This is a genomic window from Agaribacillus sp. DX54, assembly GCF_056858335.1.
On the sequence record NZ_JBXEQE010000028.1, the window covers coordinates 1 to 24,383 of the forward strand.

Sequence of the window (24,383 nt, forward strand, 5' to 3'; positions counted from 1 at the left end):
CGAGCATGTACACCCCGGAACCGTAGTGGCCCTGCTTGAAAGCGATGCTGATTATACGCACATGCAACTCCTTAATAATTTGCTCGGAAGCTTCACTGGAAATTGGACTGAAGAAGTTAAGGCCGTCAGCTTTCCTGATCAACTGAGATTAGGGAAACTACAAAATGCGTTTGTAAATTTTCAGAAGCGCTTCGATCATCTAAACCATTATCTGGAACAGGATCTGATCGGGAAAAAGACAACCCTTTTGGAGGCCAGGATCTTAAACCAGGAAAAACAATATGACCTGATCCAAAAACAATGGGTGTTGAAACATCGGGAGTTTGAGGTGGCTCAAAGGATCTTTTCTGAGGATTCCATGGCTTTTTTCAAGGGAGGATACGGAATCATTAAGATGGAATATGAACGATCTCTGCAAACGTTCCTTGGGCAAAAATCTTCGATGTTGTCTTTTGAGGCATCTGTCAGCAATGTGGAGGTGTCATTGTTACAGCTAAAAGAAAGTCTTTTAGAATTGAGACTAACACGGGTGAATGATTTAAAGAGGTATCAAAGTGAATTGGATGAGATGTTAGTAACACTCCAGTCACAAATCAATGATTGGTTTGAAAATTATGTGCTGACCTCTCCTATAGAAGGTAAAATTACCCTGACCAACTATTGGAGCGAAAATCAGGTCATTAACGCAGGCGAGAGGCTGGCTACTATTGTTCCTGATGAAGAGACCATTATCATCGCCAGGGCCTTTGTTCCTTCTTCAGGTCTTGGAAAGGTGGAGACCGGACAAAAGGTGAATATCAAACTTTCCGGATTTCCTTATATGGAATATGGGATCCTGACCGGCCGGGTAAATACTATATCATTGGTGCCTGAGCAGGAAGGTTATTTGGCAGAGATTGAACTTGAGGAAGGCATGAAGTCCACCTATAAAGAAACCCTGAAATTCATACAACAAATGGACGGCACAGCCGATATCATTACCGAGGAAACGCGCTTGATATACAGGTTTATCAATCCGCTGCGAACATTAATTAATAGTTAGCGCACTGAAGTTGATATCATTATTCAATTACTGGCCTCCCTGCAAATTGAAAGTAACCCTGAAATAAGGTATCTGGTCATATAAAAATCATTGAATCCCCCCAAAAAATTAAAAAAATTCAAAGAAATTATTCCGGTAATAGCCTCCTGGCGGTGAAAGAGCATGCGAACTTGCAAAGTTGAGGCTGTGATACTATCAACCCAAATTTTAATGACTATCAGGACGATACTTTTTTATAATACCATGTACGGCGCTCCACTGGATGTCCCGAAGACCATCAGCAAACATTACCGAATTACTACTGACAAGTCCGTGGATGGTTCCGCTGACATCATTGTATTTCATCTTCCGGATCTGTATCAAATCCCGTATGCATATAAGCCAAATGATCAAATATGGGTGGCCTGGTGTATCGAAAGTGATGTGAACTATCCTTTTTTGAAGGACGATGAAATTATGCAATATTTCGACTTAAAAATGACCTACCGCTTAGATTCCGATGTGCCTTATACTTACTTATACCAACGATATCAAAGGTCTTTCAGGAATCCTCCGGCTGCAAAAACCAAAATGATCAATGCCTTCATATCCAGCTATTTTAACCAGAGTAAAAGACTGGAATATCTGAAGGAATTAATGGATTACGTGGACATTGATTCCTATGGAAGGGTTTTCAATAATTCCCACCTGCCGGGAGACGACAATAGCTGTTCGATAAAAGAGTCGCTAATAACCGGCTATAAATTCACTATTGCCTTCGAGAATTCCATTTCCCGGGATTATGTAACTGAAAAATTCTTTCAGCCACTTGCGGCAGGATCGGTGCCTATATATTTGGGAGCGCCCAATGTGGAAGCATTTGCCCCCGGAGCTAAGAGTTTTATCAACGTTCTTGACTTTGACGGCGCCAAAAGCCTTGCCAACTATATTCGGGAATTGGACAGGGATGACGAGAGCTACCTGGAATATTTTGAATGGAAAAATAAACCATTCAATCCTCCCTTTACAAGACTGCTTAATGAACAAAAAATCCATCCGTTCAAGCGGCTTTGTGATGCGATCGACAATTATTACCTAAATCAATGACCATGGAATGTTCTTATGTGATTACACATCGAGAGAGTACGCTTTCAAGAAAAAACAACCTCAATTTTATTTTGAAATGGATTTCATCAATAGAAGAGGACATTGAAATCATTTTGGTAGAACAGGATAATACACAAAAAATAAATAAAGATGCTTTGCCCACCAACTGCAAACATATATTCGCCCATAATGAAGGCTTGTTCAACAGGGCCTGGGGACTCAATGTCGGATTTCGATATGCTTCAGGAAAAGCAGTAGCATTTGCCGACAATGACGTGATCATCGATCCGGAAATATTAATGGACAGCTTTACACTTTGCCTGGAAGAATACAACTATGATGCCATTAAACCATTTAATAAGCTAATTGACCTGACACAGGAAGAATCTACCATGATCTTGAAAGGTACACTGTCTTTAAACCAGATCACCTCCATGAAACGAAAGACAAGGAAGAGTATCTCTTTTTGTTCCGCACTTACCGTTTTTAACAGAGGCGCTTATCAACAAATCGGGGGTTTCGATGAACGCTTTGTTGGCTGGGGAGGAGAAGATGATGCCATGTCCGGATTTAAAATACCATTGTTGGAAAAAGCATATGTGGCCGAGGCGAACGCCTTTCATTTATGGCATGAGCGGCCTGAAAATGAGGGGTACTTACAGCCAAATTACCAAAAAAATCTTCAACTTTTGAAGGCGTACTTTACTTACAGTAAAGAGGATATCTTAAGACTTTGCAAGGAGTCTCAATCAGAATTCGGAAGACTCAATAAAAAACATCCTGCAGCAAATTTTTTCATTAACAAAGACAGGCACAGGAAGATGCTGATATCATTCGGGAACGAGCCGTTTCGCAGGGCACAAAAAAGGCTTGAGGACAGTGCCCTGCTTTATTTTGACCAAGTAATTAGCTATAACGAGACAGACATTGAACCGGATTTCTTCAAAGAAAATATTGCGATCTTCACCGAAAAGCAAGGGTTTGGCTATTGGCTGTGGAAACCGTATTTAATTCTGAAAACCTTAAATGAAATAAATGAGGGCGATTACTGTTTCTATGTTGATTCTTCAAGTCGCTTTATCAGATCTCCTGAACACTTATTTAAGTTTTGCACTAAAAAGGGAGGGATATTACTATTTGATAATCAAAGACACCGCAATGGTATTTGGACAAAAAGCGACTGTTTTGCCTTGATGAACCTTGATCAGGGAAAGTACTATCATACTTTGCAATGTTCCGCAGGTTATCAATTGTATCAGAAGAACAGTAAAAGCATATCGTTTGTAAAAGAGTATCTTAAATACTGCACAAATTATCATATCCTGACTAATGCTGCGGGTACCCTTGGAAGTGAACTTCCATCATTCAGGAAACACAGGCATGATCAATCGGTTTTATCATTATTAGCAGCCAGAGACGGCCACAAGCTCCACAGGGACCCCTCACAATGGGGAAATTGGCATGACAGTGGCAGGCTGGGCCAGATCCTTGTCAACAACCGGGACGCACAATCGCTAAACGAAGCGCAGATTATGGCAGAAAGCGACCCCTTACCAAATCAAAAGGTCCCGGTTAGAAAAAGTAATAGTATTCACAAAAATGCCGTTGAAAAAGAATTGATCAGGGCTTGGGCATCTGATACCCATGTCTTTACAACTCAAAGCATTAAACAGCAGTTAGATCCTATGGGTGTCGGCTTTCATGATTTCTGCCTATCAGTATCCTGGCCATTATTTTATAGCCAGGATCCTTCTGCTGGTATTAAAGTTATTACCCGCCAAAACATAGAAATTCCTTACAATTACCATCATTTTGAAAACTTGTCAAAAAGATTTAAATCCGAATATTATGATTGGGTACAGGGAAACGTCGATTTTTTTTGGTGCAGTTTTTCAACAGCCCTGGTACATACCGTATCAAAATGTGATAAACCGATTATCCTGCAAATGAGCTTCAGATATGAAGGAAATATTCCTACCGGTATGAAAGAGAAAATCCATTTAAGGGATGAGCTAATGTCATTAAAAGACCGCGGAAAATTAACTGTTGTTTCTTCCAATGCCTATGACAGCCAGTACTTTAAATATTTTACGGGAGAAGACGTTGATACCATTCCTTTATGCGGTAACTACCTGACACACCGCTATCGGCCTGTTAACAACACGGTCCTAATAGGACCTTCCAGGCATTATTCGGGAGGTTACAGGATCATAGAACAGATTAAGTACCATTTTGAAAAACAATCTAAATATTCCATTAAAACAATTGCCGAACATGCGGGCGCCTTTTATCAATACAAGGATCTATGCGAATGAAAGGCTATCATCGTCATTCCGTATGCTGTTTACAGCGGAGCCATTGTAGAATATTTAAGTATGGGGATTCCGTTGTTCTTTCCAAGTGCGGCATTAATGGCCAGGTGGCATATAGAATATTACAATCTGGTAGAGCGCAAGAATGTTCGTTACCCAACACTTCGCTCTGACGTTACCCCGGCAGCAGTTGAAATGCCTGATCCGAACAACGACTTCGATTTTGCCTCTGTGAAATACTGGATGGAATTATGTGAATGGTATCAATGGCCCGTTGAAACCTTTGATAGCCTGGAAGAATTAGCCGTAAAACTTCACCAAGCAGATTTTTTTGAAATGAACGCGAAACTATGTGAATTCAGCAAAAGACAAAACGATGAAGTAAAATGCAAGTGGAAGAAAATTATCGGCAGCATGATACAAACCAACGATCCTTTCAACAGCTAGTCATGTACCACACCGACCTACAAACCCTATATTGTTTTAACCACCATTAATCCTCCTGCGAAAACGGTGAGGGAACCGGCCAGGTTGAAAGGGCATCCTATCGTTGTCATTGGTGATCTAAAAACGGCGGGGCATTGGACCTATCACGACTGTACCTTCATTTCCCTTCAACAACAATTAAAGACCAAAATAGCAAAATTACTCCCCAAAATCATTATTGCCAGAAAATCATTGGATACCTGTTTGCGAAAGAGCGTAATGCGGCTGTTATCATTAAGATGGACAATGATAGCATACCTTACAACCATTAGGGATTCCCGGAATTTAATGGGAAATTTCCGGCGCTAAAAGGTAAAGAGGGTTTTGTAAATATTTATTCTTATTATACCAAAGGAAAAATTTGGCCTAGGGGTTTGCCTCCAAACCTCATTCCCTCTTGCAAAGTCAAGCATTAGAGCGCACAAGCCTTCTGCTGTAAGTATTTATTTAATAGGTAAAGCATTCGGTAAAAATCCTTCTCGGACACAAGCTGTTATCACAGAAATACTTTCTGGAAATCAATTTAATGCAGACTGAATACCCGGATATAGGAAGATCAGATAACTCTCGGAGATATTTGCTGTGTATTCTAATGCTAATTTTACTGCAAAGAGGGCAACATGACCCCGGCTGACTTGCAAAGGCATTGATAAGGAAACGGCTGTATGTTATAAAACAATTGAGTCAGCTTTTAGCCGGACATTGCCAGGCAATATAAATTGAGGTATGATCATATATTATCTTTCATATAGCAAGCATTAAAGTTATGATAATCAGCACATTATGTTTAATAAAACAACTAGCGCAAGCGTCTCGCTTGTGCTCTCCACGCCGTTGGGGCACGAGCGAGACGCTCGCGCCATCACAGGTTTTATATTTTCTGTTATTTCCTTATGGTAGCGATCAGGGATCATGGGGGCTTTCATATAACTTCGTTTAACTATATGATAATCAATATATTAAATCTCATAAAATCATTTGTTAGAACTGGCTTAAGTGTTTAACTTAAGCTTAAAAATGGTGCAAGTTTTTAACTTGCGTTTGCTTACTGAAGTTGCAAACTTCACCCATTTTAGATTTCAGTCGCAGACTGAAACCAGGGATCGATAATTGTGTTATTTCCTTATGGTAGCGATTAGTGATCGTGTGGGCTATTATATAATTACACATACAATTTATATATTCGGTTATTAAAAAGAAATTGACATGGGAAAACCTGTACTTAAAGTAAAGGGATATACCGCCGAAGAGATTAAAAAGCTACTAACGGGCAACCAATCCTATGTTGTCGGTTTGAGATTATATATTGTGTGCCAAGTAGCTTTAGGGCTATCCAGCCGGAAACTGGCCAAAATGCACCATGTAAGTTTCAAACAGATTACTAATTGGATCCATCGGTTTGAAAAAGAGGGGTTGAAAGGATTAAAAGACAAAAAAGGACGTGGCAGAAAAGCTTTACCGTTCGACGAAAAACGGAATAAGGTCAGGAACTTGAACTTAAATGAATCACCCCTGAGCCATGGTTTTAATTCCGGAAAATGGACTGGCCCACTACTATCCAAATGAATAAAACAAGAATATGGGATTTCTTATCAAAAAGCCCAAATCTATAAATTAGTATTAGGTTTGAAAAAAGTCACGGATTGGTTGGTGATAACCCGAAAGTGTAATTATTTAATATGTTTTACCAAAATTGACGAAGAACCAAGTTGAGTGATACGAGTGGCACATTTTGAAGTGATATATGCCCCCGGATTATACAGCGACTCCCATTCACCAAGGTGCCCAATGGTATTTTTCAAACTAAGCCATTTGATGATTACAACCTTCTGAAGTTGGCTTTTAGCCATATCAGTGAGCGAAATGTAATCGTCAGTATCTTGAGAAAGAATGGCTATCTCCGTGCCTTCTATGGTAATCTTCTTGTTCCTAGCCATAGCTCGCCATCATGTTAAATAGTAACCCTATTTCATTTCATCCAAAATCTTCTGCAAGATCGCCACTTTTTCCTTTTCGCTTTTTAGCAATTCCTTGTACAATTTTTCAATTTTATCAATGGCTTCTAACCATTTGTCAATAGGGTTAAACGACGGGTAGTAATTGACAACAGCACTTTGATCATTATTGGTAATTGTATTAGCAACTATATTAAATATAGCTTCCTCGTTAAAATTCTTAATTGCCTCACTGCTTACTCCTAACGCTTCGGCCACCTTTTCCAGGGTATCATCATCAACGGTTTCACTCTGCTCGATTTTGGATATTTTTTGCTGGCTGAGGCCCAGTTTATCGGCAACCACATCTTGTTTAATACCTAACATTTCACGCATCCGGCCGATATTTCTTCCCGTGTGTTTTGATGGTTGTTTAATTTTATGTTCCATAAACCAAATATATTAATTTCCACTTTGCTTGCAAAGTCTCGCATATCTGTATATGCAAGCCGCAAATCATGTTTAATACCCTGCCATGTGGTAAGTTACATCAATTCGTGGTAGGAAACCACATATTATCTCACCTCCTTTGATTGTTTAATTACAGAAATTAGTGTGACACAATCTAAATGATTGTAAAATACAACTATCATCGTTTTAACCAATTTTATAGGTCATGATAGCATATAATCAAAAAGAAAATCAATTAAAGATTAAAATCCCGATATCGGGAACTCAGGAATTATGCGACTACAAAAATGGCATCCTGCGGGTGCTTAACAAGATCGAAATTCATGATTGCAGCCTGGAATTGATGTTTAATTTAAAGTCGGTTTACGAGTTGTTGGAGGACTTGGAATTGCATAAGAGGCTTCTATACCAGCAAAAAAACTTATGTACCTGATTATGAAAATTTAGTTAAAAGGATCAAAATAAATATCACAAAGCTATGAAAATTGAAATATCTGAATCCCCACAGTTAATTAATCTTCCTCATAAGGTTGAGCTTACCATATTCTTGATTAAATCAGAATTGAAAAATGTGAAATTCACCAATGACCCGGAAAATAAAGGAGTTGATTCCTGTGCTGGCTTCTTGGACTTCAGTACACTAATTTCAGCCATAGTGTTCAAAGAAATAAGGTTTTAGAGTTCGGCTTTTTAGTTGTAATGTATCCATCCGGTAAACCACACTAATACACAGGTTTTTCAAAAGATATATTGCAGGGCAACAGGTCGCTGATTTTGTTACCTTGATAGAACTAAATGTGAATCATAATTAAAACTAAAGATCCGGTTTGGGACGGGTTAAATATTTATCATAACATAGGGATTTTTCTATTTTATTTCTGATGTCATATAATACTTGAACAATCATATCGCTCAGAAGCTGCCTAATGTCTGGTAAATCTTTTTTGTTCAGGAATGAAAGCTCAACGGATCATGTGAAATTTATCAATATAACCTATGAACAGGTAAAAGGATGCCCGTCACCATTTTTAGAACCATGAGGGTACGTTTATCAATGAAATACAAAAATGTGGATTGTTCATGACCGGTAACGGCAAAGGAGCGTTTAAAGCCCAAATGCCTTACGAAAGCGGATTGATCATCAGAGGGGAAGTAAGAAAAGTGGAAGAAATAAAGTTGGCAATCAGTTTGTATTGCAAAAATAAGAGAATAATCCAGATACAAAATAATTATTCCATTGTTTGACCTTAATGGATCAAATAATTTTGTCTATACACTAATCCTGCAATGGGACAAGAAATGAAACATAAAGCCATATCATATAAATGAACATAAGAAATCTGAATAAGAAAATATTCCCGGATCTTATACGCTTTCCAAGAAGTACGACTTTAAAAACCAATATAAAACAATGGAAATACAAAGATTACGCTCTTCACTTGTAACCATACTCCCGATCTGGGTTTTATTTAGTTTATACAATAATGTTCATGCCCAAAAATTAAAGCTTTGGTATGACAAACCCGCTGACGCCTCGATCAGCGATGATCCAAACGGGTGGAAAGATGATCCTGAATGGCTAAGAGCTTTACCGTTGGGTAATGGTTCACTGGGCCTGATGGTTTTTGGTGATGTCAATCGTGAACGCATCCAACTCAATGAAGAAAGCATGTGGTCGGGCAGTCCTGATGATAATGATAATCCAAATGCGTATAAAGCGCAGGATCAAATCAGACAGTTACTTTTCGAAGGAAAATACAAGGAGGCGACCGAATTAACCAACAGCACCCAGGTATGCAAAGGCGCCGGGTCGGGCTTTGGTAATGGTGCCGAAGTACCATTCGGATGTTTTCAAACACTGGGCGACCTTTGGATCGATACAGGCAAAAAACCGGATTACCAAAACTATCGCAGGGAGTTGGATCTCGAAGATGCCATAGTACGGGTTAACTATTCCCAGGACGGTGTGAATTACCAAAGGGAAATTTTCACAAGCAGCCCTGACCAGATAATGGCAGCCCGCTTTACAGCTGATAAACCTGGTCAAATATCGTTCACTTGTTCTATGACCCGTCCTGAGCGGTATCGTACCTATACGGAAAATAATCAGTTAATTATGTCCGGAGCGCTTTCAAATGGAAAAGGTGGCGATGGACTTAAATACATGACAAGATTAAAGGCAGTTAGCAAAAATGGAAAAGTTAATTATGACGGCTCTGAATTGACCGTAGAAAATGCCGATGAAGTAATCCTGTTTCTCTCGGCCTCTACTGATTATCGCCTTAGCTACCCTGATTACACCGGCCGTGACTATGAATTGCTGACAAATCAAAGGATTGAACAAGCAGTTAAAAAGGGTTTTGACAAGATATTGAAGGACCATAAAAATGAATATGGGCAATTTTTCAACCGTGTAGACCTTGACCTTACCCAGGTTGACGCTGCGGAGATACCCACAGATGTTCGGGTTGAAAACTTTAAAAAAACAAAGTCCGACCCTCATTTAGTAGAATTAATCTTTCAGTATGGACGTTATTTGCTCATAGCCTCATCCAGGCCGCAAACACTCCCCGCAAACCTGCAAGGAATATGGGCCAATAAAATACAAACTCCCTGGAATGGAGACTATCATACAGATGTAAATGTCGAAATGAATTATTGGTTGGCAGAGACAACTAATCTTTCTGAAATGCATTTGCCCCTGTTCGATTTGATTGAGTCATTCGTGGAGCCAGGGAAGAAAACCGCTGAAATTCAGTATCGTAATAAAGGCTGGGTGATCCATCCGATCACTAATGTATGGGGGTACACTTCACCGGGAGAAGCGGCTAGTTGGGGGATGCATACGGGGGCAGGAGCGTGGATATGCTCTCATATTAGAGAACACTATGCGTTTACAGGTGACAGGGAGTTTCTGAAGAGAATGTTTCCCGTATTAAAAGGGTCGGTGCAATTCTATATGGATTGGTTGGTTGCAGACCCCGTTACAGGCGAGTTAGTTTCAGGACCAGCCGTTTCACCTGAAAATACTTTCTTGGCCCCTGATGGTAGCCAAAGCCAAATTAGCATGGGGCCTGCGCATGATCAACAAGTTATCTGGCAGCTTTTCACAGATTTTCTTTATGCTTCAAACGAGCTGAACTTAAACGATAATTTTACTTTACAGGTAAAAGAAGCCAAAGATAAGCTCAAAGGGCCAAAAATAGGATCGGATGGGCGTCTTATGGAATGGGCGCATGAATTTCCGGAGCAAGAGCCCGGGCATCGGCATATATCGCATCTTTTTGCTTTGCATCCCGGATCTCAGATTACCCTTGAGCAAACCCCGGAATTAGCCCTGGCAGCTAAAAAATCACTCGACTACCGGATTGCCAATGGCGGTGGCCATACGGGTTGGAGCGCTGCCTGGCTGGTCAGCCAGTATGCCCGGCTTTATGAAGCAAAAAAGGCTAAAGAAAGTTTAAATATTGTATTATCCAAAAGCACTTCACCCAACCTGTTTGGCTTGCATCCGCCATTTCAGATGGATGCAAATTTTGGTGCAACAGCAGGTATTGCAGAGATGTTACTCCAAAGTCATGCAGGTATCATCCGCCTGCTTCCTGCTTTACCCAAAGAATGGAACGATGGAACCGTAAAAGGGCTCAGGGCTCGCGGTGGATTTGAAATAGATATGGTATGGAAGGATGGAAAGCTGGGGCAGGTTGAGCTGACCGCTGTTTTTGGGCAACAGGCAACCCTTAAATATAAGGATCAAACTGTAAACCTTAACCTTTCAAAGGGAGACAAGATCATGCTAAATGGTGATTTAAAACAAATGTAGCTTTTGACGCCGCAGGCTGCTAAGCATTACTGTTATTTGAAAATCGGTGAGATATAAAGCTTTTAAGTATATGAAATCGACATTAAAAATTCGGACTCGATTTTACTCCAACCGAGGATGATTTTTTAATGTAAGATTCCATGTGACCATTAAAAATTAAAGAATATATATGAAACGATTAATAATTATTTTATTGGGATTTGCCCTGTTTTGGAGCCCTCATACGAATAGTCAACACAGGAATTTGGCCCGGCAAAGCGAAGCACTTACCATTAGATCCGATTCAACAGAAATAATGCATGTATTAAAGGAGGCGCCATTATTGGCAGATGGCATCTTTGAGTTCGATATGACCCCGCTTAACGCTCGAGGTCATATAGGGGCGCTGATTCGTTACCAGTCTCCTGAATCATGGATCTATTTGGGATGTGACATCAGCGCGGATCTGTTTGGCAGAGCCGTATGGTATATCACCACTCCCAAAGGAACAACAGCTTTTGCAAAAGATATCAACAAGCCCTTTGCGAACTTAACACGCAGGATCAAAATAAAATATTTAAAAGGTATTATTACCCTTTGGGTAGAAGGAGAAGAAGTTGTCTGCAAAGCCTTACCAAAATCGGCGTCTTATGACAATCCCGGAAAAGTAGGGTTCAGAGCTTGGAACGGAGGTGCGATGAAGATTGAAAATATACATTATAGTCCTTGCTACCCCCTGGAAGCCACTAAACTTCCCATTGAAAATATCAAAATAGCATCCCGGGAGATGGATGTAATTTTAGATAGTTCATTCCCAAGGATTCTTGAATATACATGGCGTAAAAATACTGCGAAACTATACGGGCAACGTGAAGCCTGCAATTATATCACGATCAATGGGTATGACTATCGACCTGAGGTAGAAGTCGTAGGAACTTCGGACAATACGATTAATTACCAATTAAAAATTCCCGCACTGGAGGTAACTATATACCTGAAATTTACCGTACAAGGCAACTCATTGGCCATGCAAATGACCCAAATAGAGGAAAAAGGCGATACAAAGGTAAAAACCATAGGCTTTCCCGCTAACAACATGGCTTCCGTGAAACATTCCCAATCAGGCAGTAGCCTAAGTGTGTCAAAGCTTGTTCTTGACCTTACGGTCAAAGATATATTCAGGGTTAACAATCACTACAAAGACTTTTTTTATGAACTTAAGGATAAAGGCATAGACCAATTATATCATACCGGGGGTATCGTAATTTTGAATACTGATGAATTGGCCGTCACCATTGACAACAACGTAACACAGAACCTGCAACAGTTTCGATACCGGAGCCGGAAGTTGGGTGAAGAAATTATCACCGGTATATGGAATAGCGACTGGATTTACAGGGGATTGGACAACAAAATAACGGAACTTCCATGGGCAAAGATTTGGGTTGCCCCGGATATGAATGCCGATAACCGGGTGAACTGGCAGGATGGCGCCATTGCTTTGCGGGAGAACATTTCCGAATTGGACGGAGCCGAAAAACTGCGCAACAGCTTTTTTCACCTGGATATGACCTCGGGGAGCAGGACCAACTATACCTTTCTACGATGGCTGGACCTCCTTAAAAAGGTCAATCTCTATACCGATGGTTTCGGGCAGATATTTCAGATCAAGGGATACCAGTCCGAGGGACATGACAGTGCACACCCTGATTACGGCAATAATTTTAACCGACGTGCCGGGGGGCTCGATGATTTAAGGACCCTGTTCCGCGGGGCGCAACGCTACAATGCAGATATTTGCCTGCATATCAACCATTCGGAATCATACCCTGAAGCCAAAAGCTTTGACCCGGAAATTGTTTCCGATATCCCGGCATGGGAGTGGTGGGACCAATCCTACTTCATCAAACGCGAGCCGGATATCCTGAATGGTACTTTTAAAAAACGGCTCCGGCAACTGCGCGATACCCTTCCGGAACTGAATATTGTCTATATGGATACCTACCGTGAGGAACGATGGATTGCCGATTATACCGCGAAATTGCTTCATGAGATGGGCTGGGCCATTTATACTGAAGATAGTGATACCTGGGATCGTTTTGCCAGTTGGGTCCATTACGCCCCCGGAGGGGAAAGCAAAATTTCCCGCTTTGTACATCATCAGCATAAAGATGGCTACAAAACAGATCCCTTGTTACTCGGTGGCTATGAAAGCAGAAATTACAGGGTATCCGATATCACAAAACTGATGTACAGTTTTATGACCCATCAATTGCCATACAGGTATTTGATGCATTTTCCGGTAATGCAATGGACGGAAAAGGAAGCGCTCTTTACCGACAATGTCAAGTCGATGGTAGTCGATGGCAAAACCGTCGTTACAAAAGACAACAAGGTAATTCTACGCGACAGGGACATTTTTATCCCCTGGAACCCGGCAGAGGAAACCAAAATATATTACTACAATACCAGTGGCAGCAACAACACCTGGGAGCTCCCCGGAAGTTGGGATGCCCAAACCAGCGTTGCAGTTTATGAGCTGACCGACCTGGGGAGAAAATTTGTGAAAATGGTCGAAGTAAATACCGGAAAAGTTACGCTCGATCTGAAAAACAAGACCCCCTATGTTTTATACAAACAGAGATCAGCGCCTGTATACAAAGTAGAATGGGGAGAAGGAAGCCTGGTAAAGGATATGGGCTTTGACAGCAAAGGGTTTGCCCATTGGGAAAAAGACAAAAAATCCAAAAAGCGCAATACCATTACCATTAAAACATCGGGCAGCGGAAATGCCTATTTGAACGTAGAAGGAAAAAGTGGCAATGAAGTCTACGTAACCCAAAAAATCACTGGGCTGGAGGAAGGAAAAACGTATGCCGCTTCCGTTTGGGCAGAAGTGGCAGCCGGTAGAAAAGCGATTATTGGTGTAGCAGGTTACGGAGGCCCGGAAGTCAGCAATTATCTACTAACAGAAGGCATCAAGAACACCATCTCATCTCAGAAAAATGGAAATTATCAGCGGATGCGAGTGCTTTTTACCATGCCAAAAGATAAGACAGAGGCCACATTGTACCTAAAAGCGTCTTCCGGAAGTGAAAAGAGTTTCGTCCATTTTGATGATGTAAGGGTAATCCCTTTTTCCGGTATTACAACTACCGAACACCACTTTTATGAAAATTTTGAAAATATTGATGAAGGCATTTATCCGTTCATTCAAGGTAACCCATCGATAAGGGCCCATCTTTCCGAAAAAAATGAAGGGTATACCACCGATGTGTTGTCCGGTAATTTTTCATTAAAAATCTCATCGAGTAATCCCAATGGGTTGATGGTACAGACTTTGCCTTGTAATTTAAGGTTCCAATCAAATAAAAAGTATACCATTAGCTTTGAATATCAGGTGGATCAGCCTGAAAAATACCGCATAGTGATTAAAAGTATTAAAGGAGGGGATGAACCCGGGGTTATTGATGAATTTTTAAATAAATCAGGAAATTTTAAACGTTCTTTTACTACGGCTGATAAACAAGATTATGCTATTTTTTTATACAAGTACGGCAAGCAAGGAGATTCTGAATTGGTAATTGATGAATTAATAATTGATTGATTTGTGACCTGCTAAATGAAATTATCCTCCATCTCAATGCAATATGGGATTCTGATAAAGGAAGTGCGGAGTAAATAATGGGAGTTTAAACTTTCAGATGTGGCCCAAAAACATAATGCCGCACCACACAAAACTATGGCCCTTGCCCCCTAAACAAATTGTAAATGCACCTGTTTAGAATGACCAGATTTCGTTAATCAAATCAATTTAGAAATTCAACTAAAATGAAAGTAGCATATTTAATGTTAGTGATTATTCTTACTTCCTGTTCTCAAAGGCAACAGGAAAAAGTGGAAATTTTTGTTTCTCCTTCAGGCAATGATAATAATACCGGTACAATTGAGACTCCATTTGCAACAGCAGTACGCGCCCGTGATGAGGTACGGAAGCTGCTAAAGGAAAAACCTTTAGCCATTACTGTTTTTTTCAGGGAAGGAGTATACCGCTTTTCGAAACCTTTGGTGATCACTTCAGGTGATTCCGGAGAAAATGGAATCCCGGTGGTTTATACTGCATATAAAAATGAAAAAGTGGTATTTAGCGGGAGTCAACAGCTTTCCCCCAAATGGGAGACATACAACAATAATATTGTTGTTGCAAGGGTAGAATTAATAATAGATCAGGGTTTTTCTCCCCGGACCTTATATGTAAATGGGGCCCCTTACCCTCTGGCAAGATACCCTGACCTGGTTCCAGGCGAAAGACCCTTTGGAGGAGTTGCTATGGACTGTTTGAGTCGAGCGCGTATTGCCAAATGGAAATCACCTGCCGGAGCATATGTGCATGGCCTGCAACATGGCAAATGGGGGAGTATCCATTACAAAATAACTGGTATGACAGAAAATGGCTTTCCGCACTTAGAATTGGTTTCTATCAATACCTCAACGATGTACAACAAGGCTCAATTGCACAAGACAGACAGATATGTTGAAAATGTATTCGAAGAGCTAGATGCCCCCGGAGAATGGTTTTGGGACAAAAAAACAAAACTACTGTACTTCTATCCACCAAAAGGGATAGACCTAAACTATTCATCATTCGAAGTACCGAGACTTGCCAGTCTGGTACAATTTAAAGGAGACATGCAAAATCCGGTACGGCATGTAAAATTCAATAATATCAACTTTGAAAAAACACGTTCTACCTGGTATTTAACCGATGAACACCTTCCTGTTGGTGATTACGTCATACACAGGGGTGGTACAGTTTTTATGGAGGGTACAGAAAAATGTGAAATCTCAGATTGCAGCTTCATGGATATTGGCGGCAATGCGATAATGTTGAGTAACTACAATAGAAACTCAACTATATCAGGGAGCCGGTTCGAAAACATCCAGGCCAACGGTATTGTCTTGGTAGGGAGCAGGGATGCAATGAGGGACTCTCCCTGGTGTAATGTGTTGGATAACAGCCTCACAAAAGATTTAACCTCAAATTGGGGATATAAGCTGACCTATAAAGAATGGGAAGAACCTTTAAGGGACAGGAAACCCAGCACAGATACCATTCCCGGGCCCAAAACCGGGAACTATCCACGACATTGTCTTATCGAAGGTAACCTTATTACTCGTGCAGGGGAGCTTGAAAAGCAGGCAGCCGGGGTGTTACTGTCCATGTGTGCCGAAAATACAATAAACCATAATACTATATATGACCTGCCTCGTGCTGGTATATGCATAAACGATGGATGTTGGGGCGGAAATGTAATTGAAAACAATGATGTTTTTCATACAGTCTTATCCACGGCCGACCATGGTCCTTTTAACTCATGGGGAAGGGACAGGCATTGGACAATGGCAATGCATGGCGTAATAAAGAAAGGTGACGAAAATGCACATGATAGAAGCAAGCTCGATACATATAAAACAAATATTATCAGGCACAATCGTTTTACCCATACAATACCATCTCATTCCTGGGGAATAGATCTCGATGATGGGTCATCAAATTACCATATTTATAATAACCTGACCATTGGTTGCAGTATTAAACTCAGGGAAGGGTTTTACAGGACAGTAGAGAATAATATTTTTATCGGGAAATACCCGCCAGGTAAACACGTATGTTTCGACAATACAGAGGACGTAATGATCCGCAACATATTCGTAAATACAAGTGGCAACGAGCTGTTTATGGGAATACATGCTAAACCGTCCCAGATAAAGAAAATTGACTCAAACCTATATTATCCAATATCAGAAGAGTCAGGAATTTTTGCTCTTAACGGGCAGGTTGAGAAAGGCTACTTACCAAAGATGACAATTGGCGAATGGCAGCAAAAAGGACACGATAGGTCTTCAATAATTGCCGACCCGCTTTTTATGGACTTAGTGTCAGGTAATTTTAAGTTGAACAAGAAATCTCCTGCTTTTAAGCTCGGCTTTAAAGAGTTTGCCCTTGACAATTTTGGTGTGACTAAACCTGCATTCAATAAAGAAGCAAAAGCTGCATATAGCCATTTCGTACCGCCTTTAAAACTAAGGATGGCTAAAATTAATGAAGGAAAACAGTTCAAATGGATGGGGGCAACCATAAAGTCAATGACGACAGAGGGGGAAAAATCCGTGGCGGGCATTGACGATATCAAGGGTGTAATTCTCGTCATAGTTCCTTCAGGGAGTAGTCTTTTTAACGATGGGGCCCGGTCGGGTGATGTTATTTTGAAGGCAAACGGAAGGGAAATCAAGAATATTGAAAACCTAAAAAATGTATTGAGGGAATACCCAAATGAGCTACAACTATGGGTCGATGGGAATCCCCCAGCGCATAATCTTACAATTCACAACCCGGGTGAAATAACAGAGTGAGTTAGAAACGAATAAAGGAAGGATGTATAAAAATGTTTAGAAGAGCTACGTTCATTTAGTGCTCTATGGCCGTGTTATTCTTATGATGAATTTTAATATTAAGAAGAAGATTATTCTATATTTTTATACAAGCATGGCAATAAAGGAGCCCCTGAATTGATCATTGATGAATTAATTATTGATTTGTGACCTGCCTAACAGATGTACACGCCGCAAAAATAAGAGAATAGTCTATGTAGTTAAAATAATTGTCCATTTTCAAATCTATGCGGTGTAGTTAGATTTGAAAATGGATAATTGGTTTGTAGCAATCTCTTTTTGGTCATTTAATAAATTGGCCAACGATCCCTGCTAAGATTGTAAAAAACACAAACAACTTTTACAATGGAAAAACACAAATCACATACGTTTTATCTTGTAGTTATTTCCCTAATCCCGGCACTGGGTGGTTTCCTTTGCGGATACGACGGGGTAGTTTTTGGCTATTTGCAGGACTTTGCCTGGCAGGCCTCTTTTACATCAAAAGTAAGTTGGTAGAAACCAAAGGGAAATCCCTGGCACAGATAGAATCTGCCATCACCAAATCACGATCTTTAAGCATACAGAACATTTAAACCTATCGAACAATGAAAGCCTCAATCTGGATATTTGTCATCTCACTAATATATTCGTGCGGCTCGTTATCGCCAACGGAACAACAAACTGTCGACCTTTCCGGTACATGGAAGTTCCAAATAGATTCCCTGGATCAGGGAATCAGCGACAGATGGTTTACCAGGGAACTGACCGACCAGGTAACCTTACCCGGCTCTATGACCACCAATGAAAAAGGGAACCCGGTGTCACTTGAAACAAAGTGGACGGGGCAGATCGTGGATTTATCATTTTTTACCGAAGAAAAATACGCCAGGTACCGTGAACCGGAAAATTTTAAAATACCATTTTGGTTACAGCCCAGGACACATTATGTAGGAGCCGCCTGGTACCAGAAAGAAATAGACATACCCGGTGACTGGTCTGACAGGAACATCACGCTACTCCTTGAAAGGTGCCACTGGGAAACACAGGTCTGGATAGACGACCAAAAAGTCGGTATGCAAAACAGCCTTTCAACGCCACATCAGTATGAATTGTCTACGCAGCTATCACCCGGAAAACATACCCTGACCATCAGGGTTGACAATAGGATCAAAGAGATCAACCCGGGGATAAATGCACACAGTATTACAGACCATACCCAAAGCAATTGGAATGGGATTGTCGGCACCATTCAGTTAGCAAACAGCCCTCGCGTCTACATTAAAGACGTCAAAGTATACCCCGATCTGTCAGAAAAAAAGGCAGTAGTAGACGTTTCTATTCATAACCAAACCACTTTACCGGCAGAAGCAGTAAAACTGGACGTTTCTGCCATTAGCCTCAATACAAAAGCCAACCATAAAGAAGGTACTCATATCACTGTCGGAGAGGTAGCCACAGGCATATCCAAAGTGAGTGTCGAACTCGAGATGGGAGAGGATGTATTGCTATGGGACGAATTTACCCCTAACCTTTACCGGCTGGAAGTCGCTTTAAATTCGAAAGAAGGGCCCCATACGAAGCATGTCAACTTTGGTATGCGTGAATTCAAGGCCAATGGGAGCAGGTTCCGGGTAAATGACAAATCCGTATTTTTACGGGGGACGCTGGAGAGCTCTATATTCCCAAAAACAGGTTATCCTTCAACAGACGTTGATGAATGGATCAGGATCTTTAATACCTGCAAATCGCACGGACTCAATCATGTACGTTTTCATTCGCATTGTCCTCCTAAAGCTGCATTCGAGGCAGCCGACCAGGTGGGGATCTACCTGCAGGTGGAATGTGGCAGTTGGGCCAACAGCGGCTCGTCCATAGGCGATGGAAAACCGATTGATGAATGGTTGTACCAGGAAGCAGACAGGATTTTGGACGCTTATGGAAACCATCCCTCATTTTGTTTGATGGCCTATGGCAATGAGCCTGCGGGTGGTAATCAGCAAAAGTATCTGGGAGAATGGGTTACTACTATGAAAAATAAAGACAATAGAAGGGTATATACCGGAGGGGCCGGTTGGCCGGCTATCGATGAAAATGATTTTCATAATCTGCCTGATGCCAGAATTCAAGGTTGGGGGCAAGGCCTTAATAGTATCATCAATAAAGAACCTCCTCAGACGGCATACGATTTTAAAGAAATAGTACAGCAAACCACAATACCCTACGTGAGCCATGAAATAGGACAATGGTGTGTATACCCCAATTTCAAAGAAATCAAAAAGTATACGGGAGGGGTATTAGAAGCTAAGAATTTCGAATTATTTCAGGAAACGCTGGAAGAGAATAAGCTAGGGCATTTAGCAGATAGCTTCTTGCTTGCTTCCGGCAAATTACAAGCCCTGTGCTATAAAGCAGAGGTAGAAGCAGCCCTGCGTACGCCCGGTTTTGCAGGGTTTCAGCTACTCGATTTGCACGATTTCCCCGGGCAGGGCACGGCCCTGGTAGGTGTGTTGGATGCTTTCTGGGAAGAAAAAGGATACATCACGCCCGTAGAATTCAGTCGATTCTGTAATCAGACTGTGCCGCTGGCCAGGATGGGCAAGCGTGTATTTACCAATGACGAAGCGTTTGTCGCAGAAATAGAAGTAGCACATTTTGGGGCAGCCCCCCTGGAATCACCCGGTATTGACTGGAGCATTAAAGATAACAGTGGAAATCACATCAAAGCAGGGAGCTTTGATGTGAAAAAACTGATCGTAGACAATGGTCAGCACCTGGGGAGTATTAACTTTGATTTGGAAAAGATCAAAGAACCAACACAAATGCGCCTGGAAGTATCTGTAAATCAATACACAAACCATTGGGATTTTTGGGTATACCCAAAAAAGTCCACAACTTCGAACGAGAAGGTATACATTACCAATTCCCTGGATAAAAAGGCCATCCGGGTGCTGAATGAAGGAGGCAATGTATTATGGAGCCTGAAAAAAGGAGATCTGAGCGCTGAGTTCGGTGGAGATATAGCGGTAGGCTTTTCAAGTATTTTCTGGAATACCGCCTGGACCCGGGGGCAGGCGCCACACACCCTGGGGATTCTATGCGATCCTCAACATGATGCTTTGAAGGCATTCCCCACCGAATACCACTCCAACTGGCAATGGTGGGATGCCATGCACCACGGTCAGGCCATCATAATGGATAATTTTTCAGCACAAGTAGAACCAATCGTTCGCATCATTGACGACTGGTTTGAAAACAGAAGCCTGGGACTTGTATTTGAAGCCAATACCTCCTCCGGAAAAATTATTGTAAGTGGCGCTGATCTTTTGACAGGAATAGACGAAAGACCGGAAGCCCGGCAACTGGTGCAAAGTTTAACGACCTATATGAGTTCGCCTCAATTCGATCCCAAATCCAATATCCCTTTAGCGGAATTAAAGGCATTGGTCAAATAGCTTTGATAATGATAATCGATACAAAAATCAGAACGTATTTTTTAAAACAAGTAAAAAGAGAATGGAAGTAAAAGCCTGGGAAGAAAAAGTAATCATCCCTACCTATGAAATAGGAGAGCCGGAAAAAAATCCTATTTTCTTAGAAAAAAGAGTATACCAGGGAAGCAGCGGTTCGGTATACCCACATCCCGTCATCGAAAAGATAGCTGATGAAAAAGTAGACAAAGAATGGCAGGCAGTATACCTCGAAAATGAGTACCTGAAAATAATGATCCTTCCCCAACTGGGCGGACGTGTGCAAATGGCCTATGATAAGATGAAAGGCCGTCATTTCGTCTATTACAACCAGGTGATTAAACCTGCACTGGTCGGGCTTACGGGCCCCTGGATATCCGGGGGAATTGAGTTCAACTGGCCACAACATCACCGTCCCAGCACTTATGACCCTGTAGACTATATTATTGAAAACAATGAAGACGGAAGTAAAACCGTATGGTGCAGTGAAGTAGAACGTATGTTCCGCACAAAGGGCATGGCCGGTTTCACGCTGCACCCGGATAAGGCCTATATGGAAATCAAGGTTAAACTGTACAACCGGACATCCCTACCCCAGACCTTTTTGTGGTGGGCCAATCCGGCCGTAAAAGTAAACGACCATTACCAGTCCGTTTTCCCTCCTGACGTAAACGCGGTTTTCGATCATGGAAAAAGAGATGTTTCTGAATTTCCCATAGCCAAAGGAGAATATTACAAGGTGGACTATTCCCCGGGTACGGATATTTCCAGGTATAAAAACATACCTGTACCCACCTCTTACATGGCCATCCATTCTGATTATGATTTTGTAGGAGGCTACGAAAACGACAGTAAAGGAGGGCTTTTGCATGTAGCCAACCATCACGTATCTCCGGGAAAAAAACAGTGGACCTGGGGTAATGGAGAATTCGGAAAGGCCTGGGATAGAAATCTCACGAATGAAGATGGTCCATACATCGAACTAATGTGTGGTGTTTATACGGATAACCAGCCTGATTTTTCCTGGTTGATGCCCTATGAAGAAAAAACTTTTTCACAATACTTTATGCCCTACCGCGATGTAGGAGTGGTGAAAAACGCTACCAAAAAAGCATTGCTCAATGTTGATTTGGCAGACGGTATGCTGACCATCAAAGCATATACCACGGCAGTTTATCCAAATTCGACAATTACAGTAGAGAAGAATGACGACCTGCTGTTCAAAGAACACTATGATTTTCATCCCGGAACGAGTTACGATCAACAGGTAAAAATAGATCCGGCTATCGGGTTACATGAAGTCAGGCTAACACTAAAGGATCAAAAAGGACACGTACTGGTCGATTGGCAGGCTAAACAGGAAGCGGATCGCCCAATTCCCGGAGCAGCCAAAGCAGTAAAAGAGCCGCATGAAATGGATTCTAATGAACAACTTTACCTTACCGGCCTGCACCTGGAGCAGTACCGACATGCCACCTTTGATCCTGCAAAGTACTACCGGGAAGCACTAAAACGTGATCCCGGAGATGCCAGGAACAACAATGCAATGGGACTCTGGCTGTTTAGAAAAGGACAATTTTTGAAAGCGAAAGGACATTTCCAAAAAGCCATTGATACCTTGACCGAACGAAACCCTAATCCTTATGACGGAGAGGCTTATTTCAACCTGGGGCAGGCCTGCCGGTTTTTGGGGCAGGACGAAGAAGCGTACGCTGCCTTCTACAAATCCGTTTGGAATGACGCCTGGATGGCTGCCGGCTATTTCCAAATAGCGCTGCTGGATTGTATCCATGACGACCTGGAGCTGGCACTGGAAAATATAGACAAAGCCCTTATCCGCAACGGGCACAACCACAAGGCCAGGCATATCAAAACCATGATTCTCAATTTAACAGGGAAGAAAATACAGGCCGAAGAGTTCATTGACGAATCATTGGAGCTTGACAAGTTTAATTTTGGCATCAGGTATGAAAAATTCCTGCTGACTTCAGACCAGGCGGTATTAGATGAAATGAAGTACCTGTTGAGAGGCAATATTCACAATTACATCGAATACGCTTTGGACTATGCCTGGGCTGGCCAGCACGATAAGGCTATAAATATGCTTGAATGGGGTATCGAGTGCCAAAAGTCAGTTTATCCACTTGCCTATTACTATAAAGGCTGGATTCATTTCCGGGAAGGACAAATCGACCTGGCAAAACAAGCCTTCGAAGAGGCGGAAAAATGCTCACCGGATTACTGCTTCCCCAATCAACTGGAATCAGTGCCGGCGCTCGAATGTGCCATACAATTGAACCCGAAAAGTGATAAAGCCCATTACTATTTAGGAAACTTTTGGTATGCTTCTCGCCAGGTAGAAAACGCGGTAGAATGCTGGGAGAGATCCATAGAGATCAATGCTACTTTCCCAATAGCGCTCAGAAACCTTGCCCTGGCATATTACAATAAATTGGGTAAAAAAGAAGAAGCAAAAGAACTGCTCCAAAAAGCTTATGCACTAGATGTTACAGATTCAAGGATATTGATGGAGCTTGACCAGTTGTACAAAAAATTGAATGTAGACCATGACCATCGGATCAGTTTCCTGGAAGAGCACAGCGCTCAAATGGAAGAGCGTGATGACACCTTGCTCGAATACATCACCCTGCAAAATTTGACAGGTCAATACGAAAAAGCCTACCAACTCATCTCTAACAGAATATTTCACCCATGGGAAGGCGGAGAAGGAAAAGTAACAGGGCAATATATATACAGTCTCGTAGAAATTGCCAAAAAGGCTATCCAAAACGCTGACTACAAAACTGCTATTGATTATCTGGAAAAATCAAAAGTTTATCCTCATAACCTGGGAGAAGGAAAACTGCACGGAGCACAGGAAAATGATATTGATTACTGGCTGGGGTGCGCTTACCAGGGAATGGGCGAACAGGACAAAGCCAGTGAATGCTGGAAGCAGGCGTCCCGGGGCTTATCCGAACCTGCTGCGGCCTGGTTTTACAATGACCAGCAGCCTGACAAAATTTTCTATCAGGGCTTAGCATTGATGAAATTGGGAGCGTGTGATGAAGCGAAAAACAGGTTCGGGAAACTTGTGGATTTCGGGAAAAAGCACTTGCCCGATGAAGTAAAGATAGATTATTTCGCAGTTTCTATGCCCGATTTGCTGATTTGGGAGGAAGACTTACAAATCCGTAACGAAATACATTGCCGGTATATGATGGGCTTAGGCTATCTCGGTCTGGGTAATTCCACACAGACTCGCGAAGAACTCGATGCCGTCATCAGTTTAGACATCAATCACCAGGGAGCTTATACAGGTTTGAATTTATTGAACATTTAAGTTTT

Annotated in this window: 17 protein-coding genes; 14 read left to right on the forward strand and 3 right to left on the reverse strand. The window is 41.6% G+C overall.

Annotation, left to right across the window (positions count from 1 at the left end):
• The 4 genes from AC04NP_RS23135 to AC04NP_RS23150 all read left to right on the forward strand — a co-directional run.
• On the forward strand, nucleotides 1-1,042 hold a 1,042-nt coding region (locus tag AC04NP_RS23135; RefSeq protein WP_482862342.1), incomplete at its 5' end, for a beta-barrel domain-containing protein.
• 210 nt (nucleotides 1,043-1,252) lie between these two features.
• Nucleotides 1,253-2,128 carry a glycosyltransferase family 10 domain-containing protein gene (locus AC04NP_RS23140; protein ID WP_482862343.1) on the forward strand — a complete coding sequence of 292 codons (876 nt, stop codon included), beginning with the start codon at nucleotides 1,253-1,255 and terminating at the stop codon, nucleotides 2,126-2,128.
• 2 nt (nucleotides 2,129-2,130) lie between these two features.
• Nucleotides 2,131-4,443 carry a galactosyltransferase-related protein gene (locus AC04NP_RS23145; protein ID WP_482862344.1) on the forward strand — a complete coding sequence of 771 codons (2,313 nt, stop codon included), beginning with the start codon at nucleotides 2,131-2,133 and terminating at the stop codon, nucleotides 4,441-4,443.
• A gap of 60 nt (nucleotides 4,444-4,503) precedes the next feature.
• Nucleotides 4,504-4,887 carry a hypothetical protein gene (locus tag AC04NP_RS23150; RefSeq protein WP_482862345.1) on the forward strand — a complete coding sequence of 128 codons (384 nt, stop codon included), beginning with the start codon at nucleotides 4,504-4,506 and terminating at the stop codon, nucleotides 4,885-4,887.
• A 486-nt stretch (nucleotides 4,888-5,373) separates the two neighbouring features.
• On the opposite strand, the gene AC04NP_RS23155 is transcribed toward AC04NP_RS23150, so the two are convergent.
• The gene (locus tag AC04NP_RS23155) at nucleotides 5,374-5,598 is read right to left on the reverse strand and encodes a transposase family protein (protein WP_482862425.1); all 225 of its coding nucleotides are present in this window, start codon (nucleotides 5,596-5,598) and stop codon (nucleotides 5,374-5,376) included.
• 534 nt (nucleotides 5,599-6,132) lie between these two features.
• Here AC04NP_RS23155 and AC04NP_RS23160 point away from each other — a divergent pair.
• Nucleotides 6,133-6,492 carry a helix-turn-helix domain-containing protein gene (locus tag AC04NP_RS23160; RefSeq protein WP_482862346.1) on the forward strand — a complete coding sequence of 120 codons (360 nt, stop codon included), beginning with the start codon at nucleotides 6,133-6,135 and terminating at the stop codon, nucleotides 6,490-6,492.
• A 104-nt stretch (nucleotides 6,493-6,596) separates the two neighbouring features.
• Here the strand turns inward: AC04NP_RS23160 and AC04NP_RS23165 are convergent, their stop codons facing one another.
• Nucleotides 6,597-6,863: a KilA-N domain-containing protein gene (locus tag AC04NP_RS23165; RefSeq protein WP_482862347.1), complete on the reverse strand. Its 267-nt coding sequence runs from the start codon at nucleotides 6,861-6,863 to the stop codon at nucleotides 6,597-6,599.
• 27 nt (nucleotides 6,864-6,890) lie between these two features.
• The gene (locus AC04NP_RS23170; RefSeq protein WP_482862348.1) at nucleotides 6,891-7,310 is read right to left on the reverse strand and encodes a helix-turn-helix domain-containing protein; all 420 of its coding nucleotides are present in this window, start codon (nucleotides 7,308-7,310) and stop codon (nucleotides 6,891-6,893) included.
• A gap of 226 nt (nucleotides 7,311-7,536) precedes the next feature.
• Between AC04NP_RS23170 and AC04NP_RS23175 the strand changes: the two genes are divergently transcribed.
• From AC04NP_RS23175 to AC04NP_RS23215, 9 genes are all read left to right on the forward strand, one after another.
• Nucleotides 7,537-7,764 carry a hypothetical protein gene (locus tag AC04NP_RS23175; RefSeq protein ID WP_482862349.1) on the forward strand — a complete coding sequence of 76 codons (228 nt, stop codon included), beginning with the start codon at nucleotides 7,537-7,539 and terminating at the stop codon, nucleotides 7,762-7,764.
• A gap of 45 nt (nucleotides 7,765-7,809) precedes the next feature.
• A complete protein-coding gene (locus AC04NP_RS23180; RefSeq protein ID WP_482862351.1) occupies nucleotides 7,810-8,010 on the forward strand; it encodes a hypothetical protein in 201 nt (66 codons plus the stop codon).
• A 401-nt stretch (nucleotides 8,011-8,411) separates the two neighbouring features.
• Nucleotides 8,412-8,576, forward strand: a complete 165-nt coding sequence (locus AC04NP_RS23185) for a hypothetical protein (protein ID WP_482862352.1) — start codon at nucleotides 8,412-8,414, stop codon at nucleotides 8,574-8,576.
• A gap of 166 nt (nucleotides 8,577-8,742) precedes the next feature.
• Nucleotides 8,743-11,154: a glycoside hydrolase family 95 protein gene (locus AC04NP_RS23190; protein ID WP_482862353.1), complete on the forward strand. Its 2,412-nt coding sequence runs from the start codon at nucleotides 8,743-8,745 to the stop codon at nucleotides 11,152-11,154.
• A 169-nt stretch (nucleotides 11,155-11,323) separates the two neighbouring features.
• A complete protein-coding gene (locus AC04NP_RS23195; protein WP_482862355.1) occupies nucleotides 11,324-14,740 on the forward strand; it encodes an endo-alpha-N-acetylgalactosaminidase family protein in 3,417 nt (1,138 codons plus the stop codon).
• Nucleotides 14,741-14,964: 224 nt separating this feature from the next.
• On the forward strand, nucleotides 14,965-17,547 hold the full coding sequence (locus tag AC04NP_RS23200; RefSeq protein WP_482862356.1) for a NosD domain-containing protein: 2,583 nt from the start codon (nucleotides 14,965-14,967) through the stop codon (nucleotides 17,545-17,547).
• 384 nt (nucleotides 17,548-17,931) lie between these two features.
• The gene (locus AC04NP_RS23205) at nucleotides 17,932-18,084 is read left to right on the forward strand and encodes a hypothetical protein (protein ID WP_482862357.1); all 153 of its coding nucleotides are present in this window, start codon (nucleotides 17,932-17,934) and stop codon (nucleotides 18,082-18,084) included.
• A gap of 89 nt (nucleotides 18,085-18,173) precedes the next feature.
• Nucleotides 18,174-21,020 carry a sugar-binding domain-containing protein gene (locus AC04NP_RS23210; protein WP_482862358.1) on the forward strand — a complete coding sequence of 949 codons (2,847 nt, stop codon included), beginning with the start codon at nucleotides 18,174-18,176 and terminating at the stop codon, nucleotides 21,018-21,020.
• A gap of 61 nt (nucleotides 21,021-21,081) precedes the next feature.
• A complete protein-coding gene (locus tag AC04NP_RS23215; protein WP_482862359.1) occupies nucleotides 21,082-24,378 on the forward strand; it encodes a DUF5107 domain-containing protein in 3,297 nt (1,098 codons plus the stop codon).
• The last annotated feature ends 5 nt before the right edge of the window (nucleotides 24,379-24,383 follow it).

Bases quoted from the DNA above. Each gene is read 5' to 3' on its own strand.
- AC04NP_RS23140 (WP_482862343.1), top strand. From the start codon at position 1,253: ATGACTATCAGGACGATACTTTTTTATAATACCATGTACGGCGCTCCA.
- AC04NP_RS23145 (WP_482862344.1), top strand. From the start codon at position 2,131: ATGGAATGTTCTTATGTGATTACACATCGAGAGAGTACGCTTTCAAGA.
- AC04NP_RS23150 (WP_482862345.1), top strand. From the start codon at position 4,504: ATGGGGATTCCGTTGTTCTTTCCAAGTGCGGCATTAATGGCCAGGTGG.
- AC04NP_RS23160 (WP_482862346.1), top strand. From the start codon at position 6,133: ATGGGAAAACCTGTACTTAAAGTAAAGGGATATACCGCCGAAGAGATT.
- AC04NP_RS23165 (WP_482862347.1), bottom strand. From the start codon at position 6,863: ATGGCTAGGAACAAGAAGATTACCATAGAAGGCACGGAGATAGCCATT.
- AC04NP_RS23170 (WP_482862348.1), bottom strand. From the start codon at position 7,310: ATGGAACATAAAATTAAACAACCATCAAAACACACGGGAAGAAATATC.
- AC04NP_RS23175 (WP_482862349.1), top strand. From the start codon at position 7,537: ATGATAGCATATAATCAAAAAGAAAATCAATTAAAGATTAAAATCCCG.
- AC04NP_RS23180 (WP_482862351.1), top strand. From the start codon at position 7,810: ATGAAAATTGAAATATCTGAATCCCCACAGTTAATTAATCTTCCTCAT.
- AC04NP_RS23185 (WP_482862352.1), top strand. From the start codon at position 8,412: ATGACCGGTAACGGCAAAGGAGCGTTTAAAGCCCAAATGCCTTACGAA.
- AC04NP_RS23190 (WP_482862353.1), top strand. From the start codon at position 8,743: ATGGAAATACAAAGATTACGCTCTTCACTTGTAACCATACTCCCGATC.
- AC04NP_RS23195 (WP_482862355.1), top strand. From the start codon at position 11,324: ATGAAACGATTAATAATTATTTTATTGGGATTTGCCCTGTTTTGGAGC.
- AC04NP_RS23200 (WP_482862356.1), top strand. From the start codon at position 14,965: ATGAAAGTAGCATATTTAATGTTAGTGATTATTCTTACTTCCTGTTCT.
- AC04NP_RS23205 (WP_482862357.1), top strand. From the start codon at position 17,932: ATGGAAAAACACAAATCACATACGTTTTATCTTGTAGTTATTTCCCTA.
- AC04NP_RS23210 (WP_482862358.1), top strand. From the start codon at position 18,174: ATGAAAGCCTCAATCTGGATATTTGTCATCTCACTAATATATTCGTGC.
- AC04NP_RS23215 (WP_482862359.1), top strand. From the start codon at position 21,082: ATGGAAGTAAAAGCCTGGGAAGAAAAAGTAATCATCCCTACCTATGAA.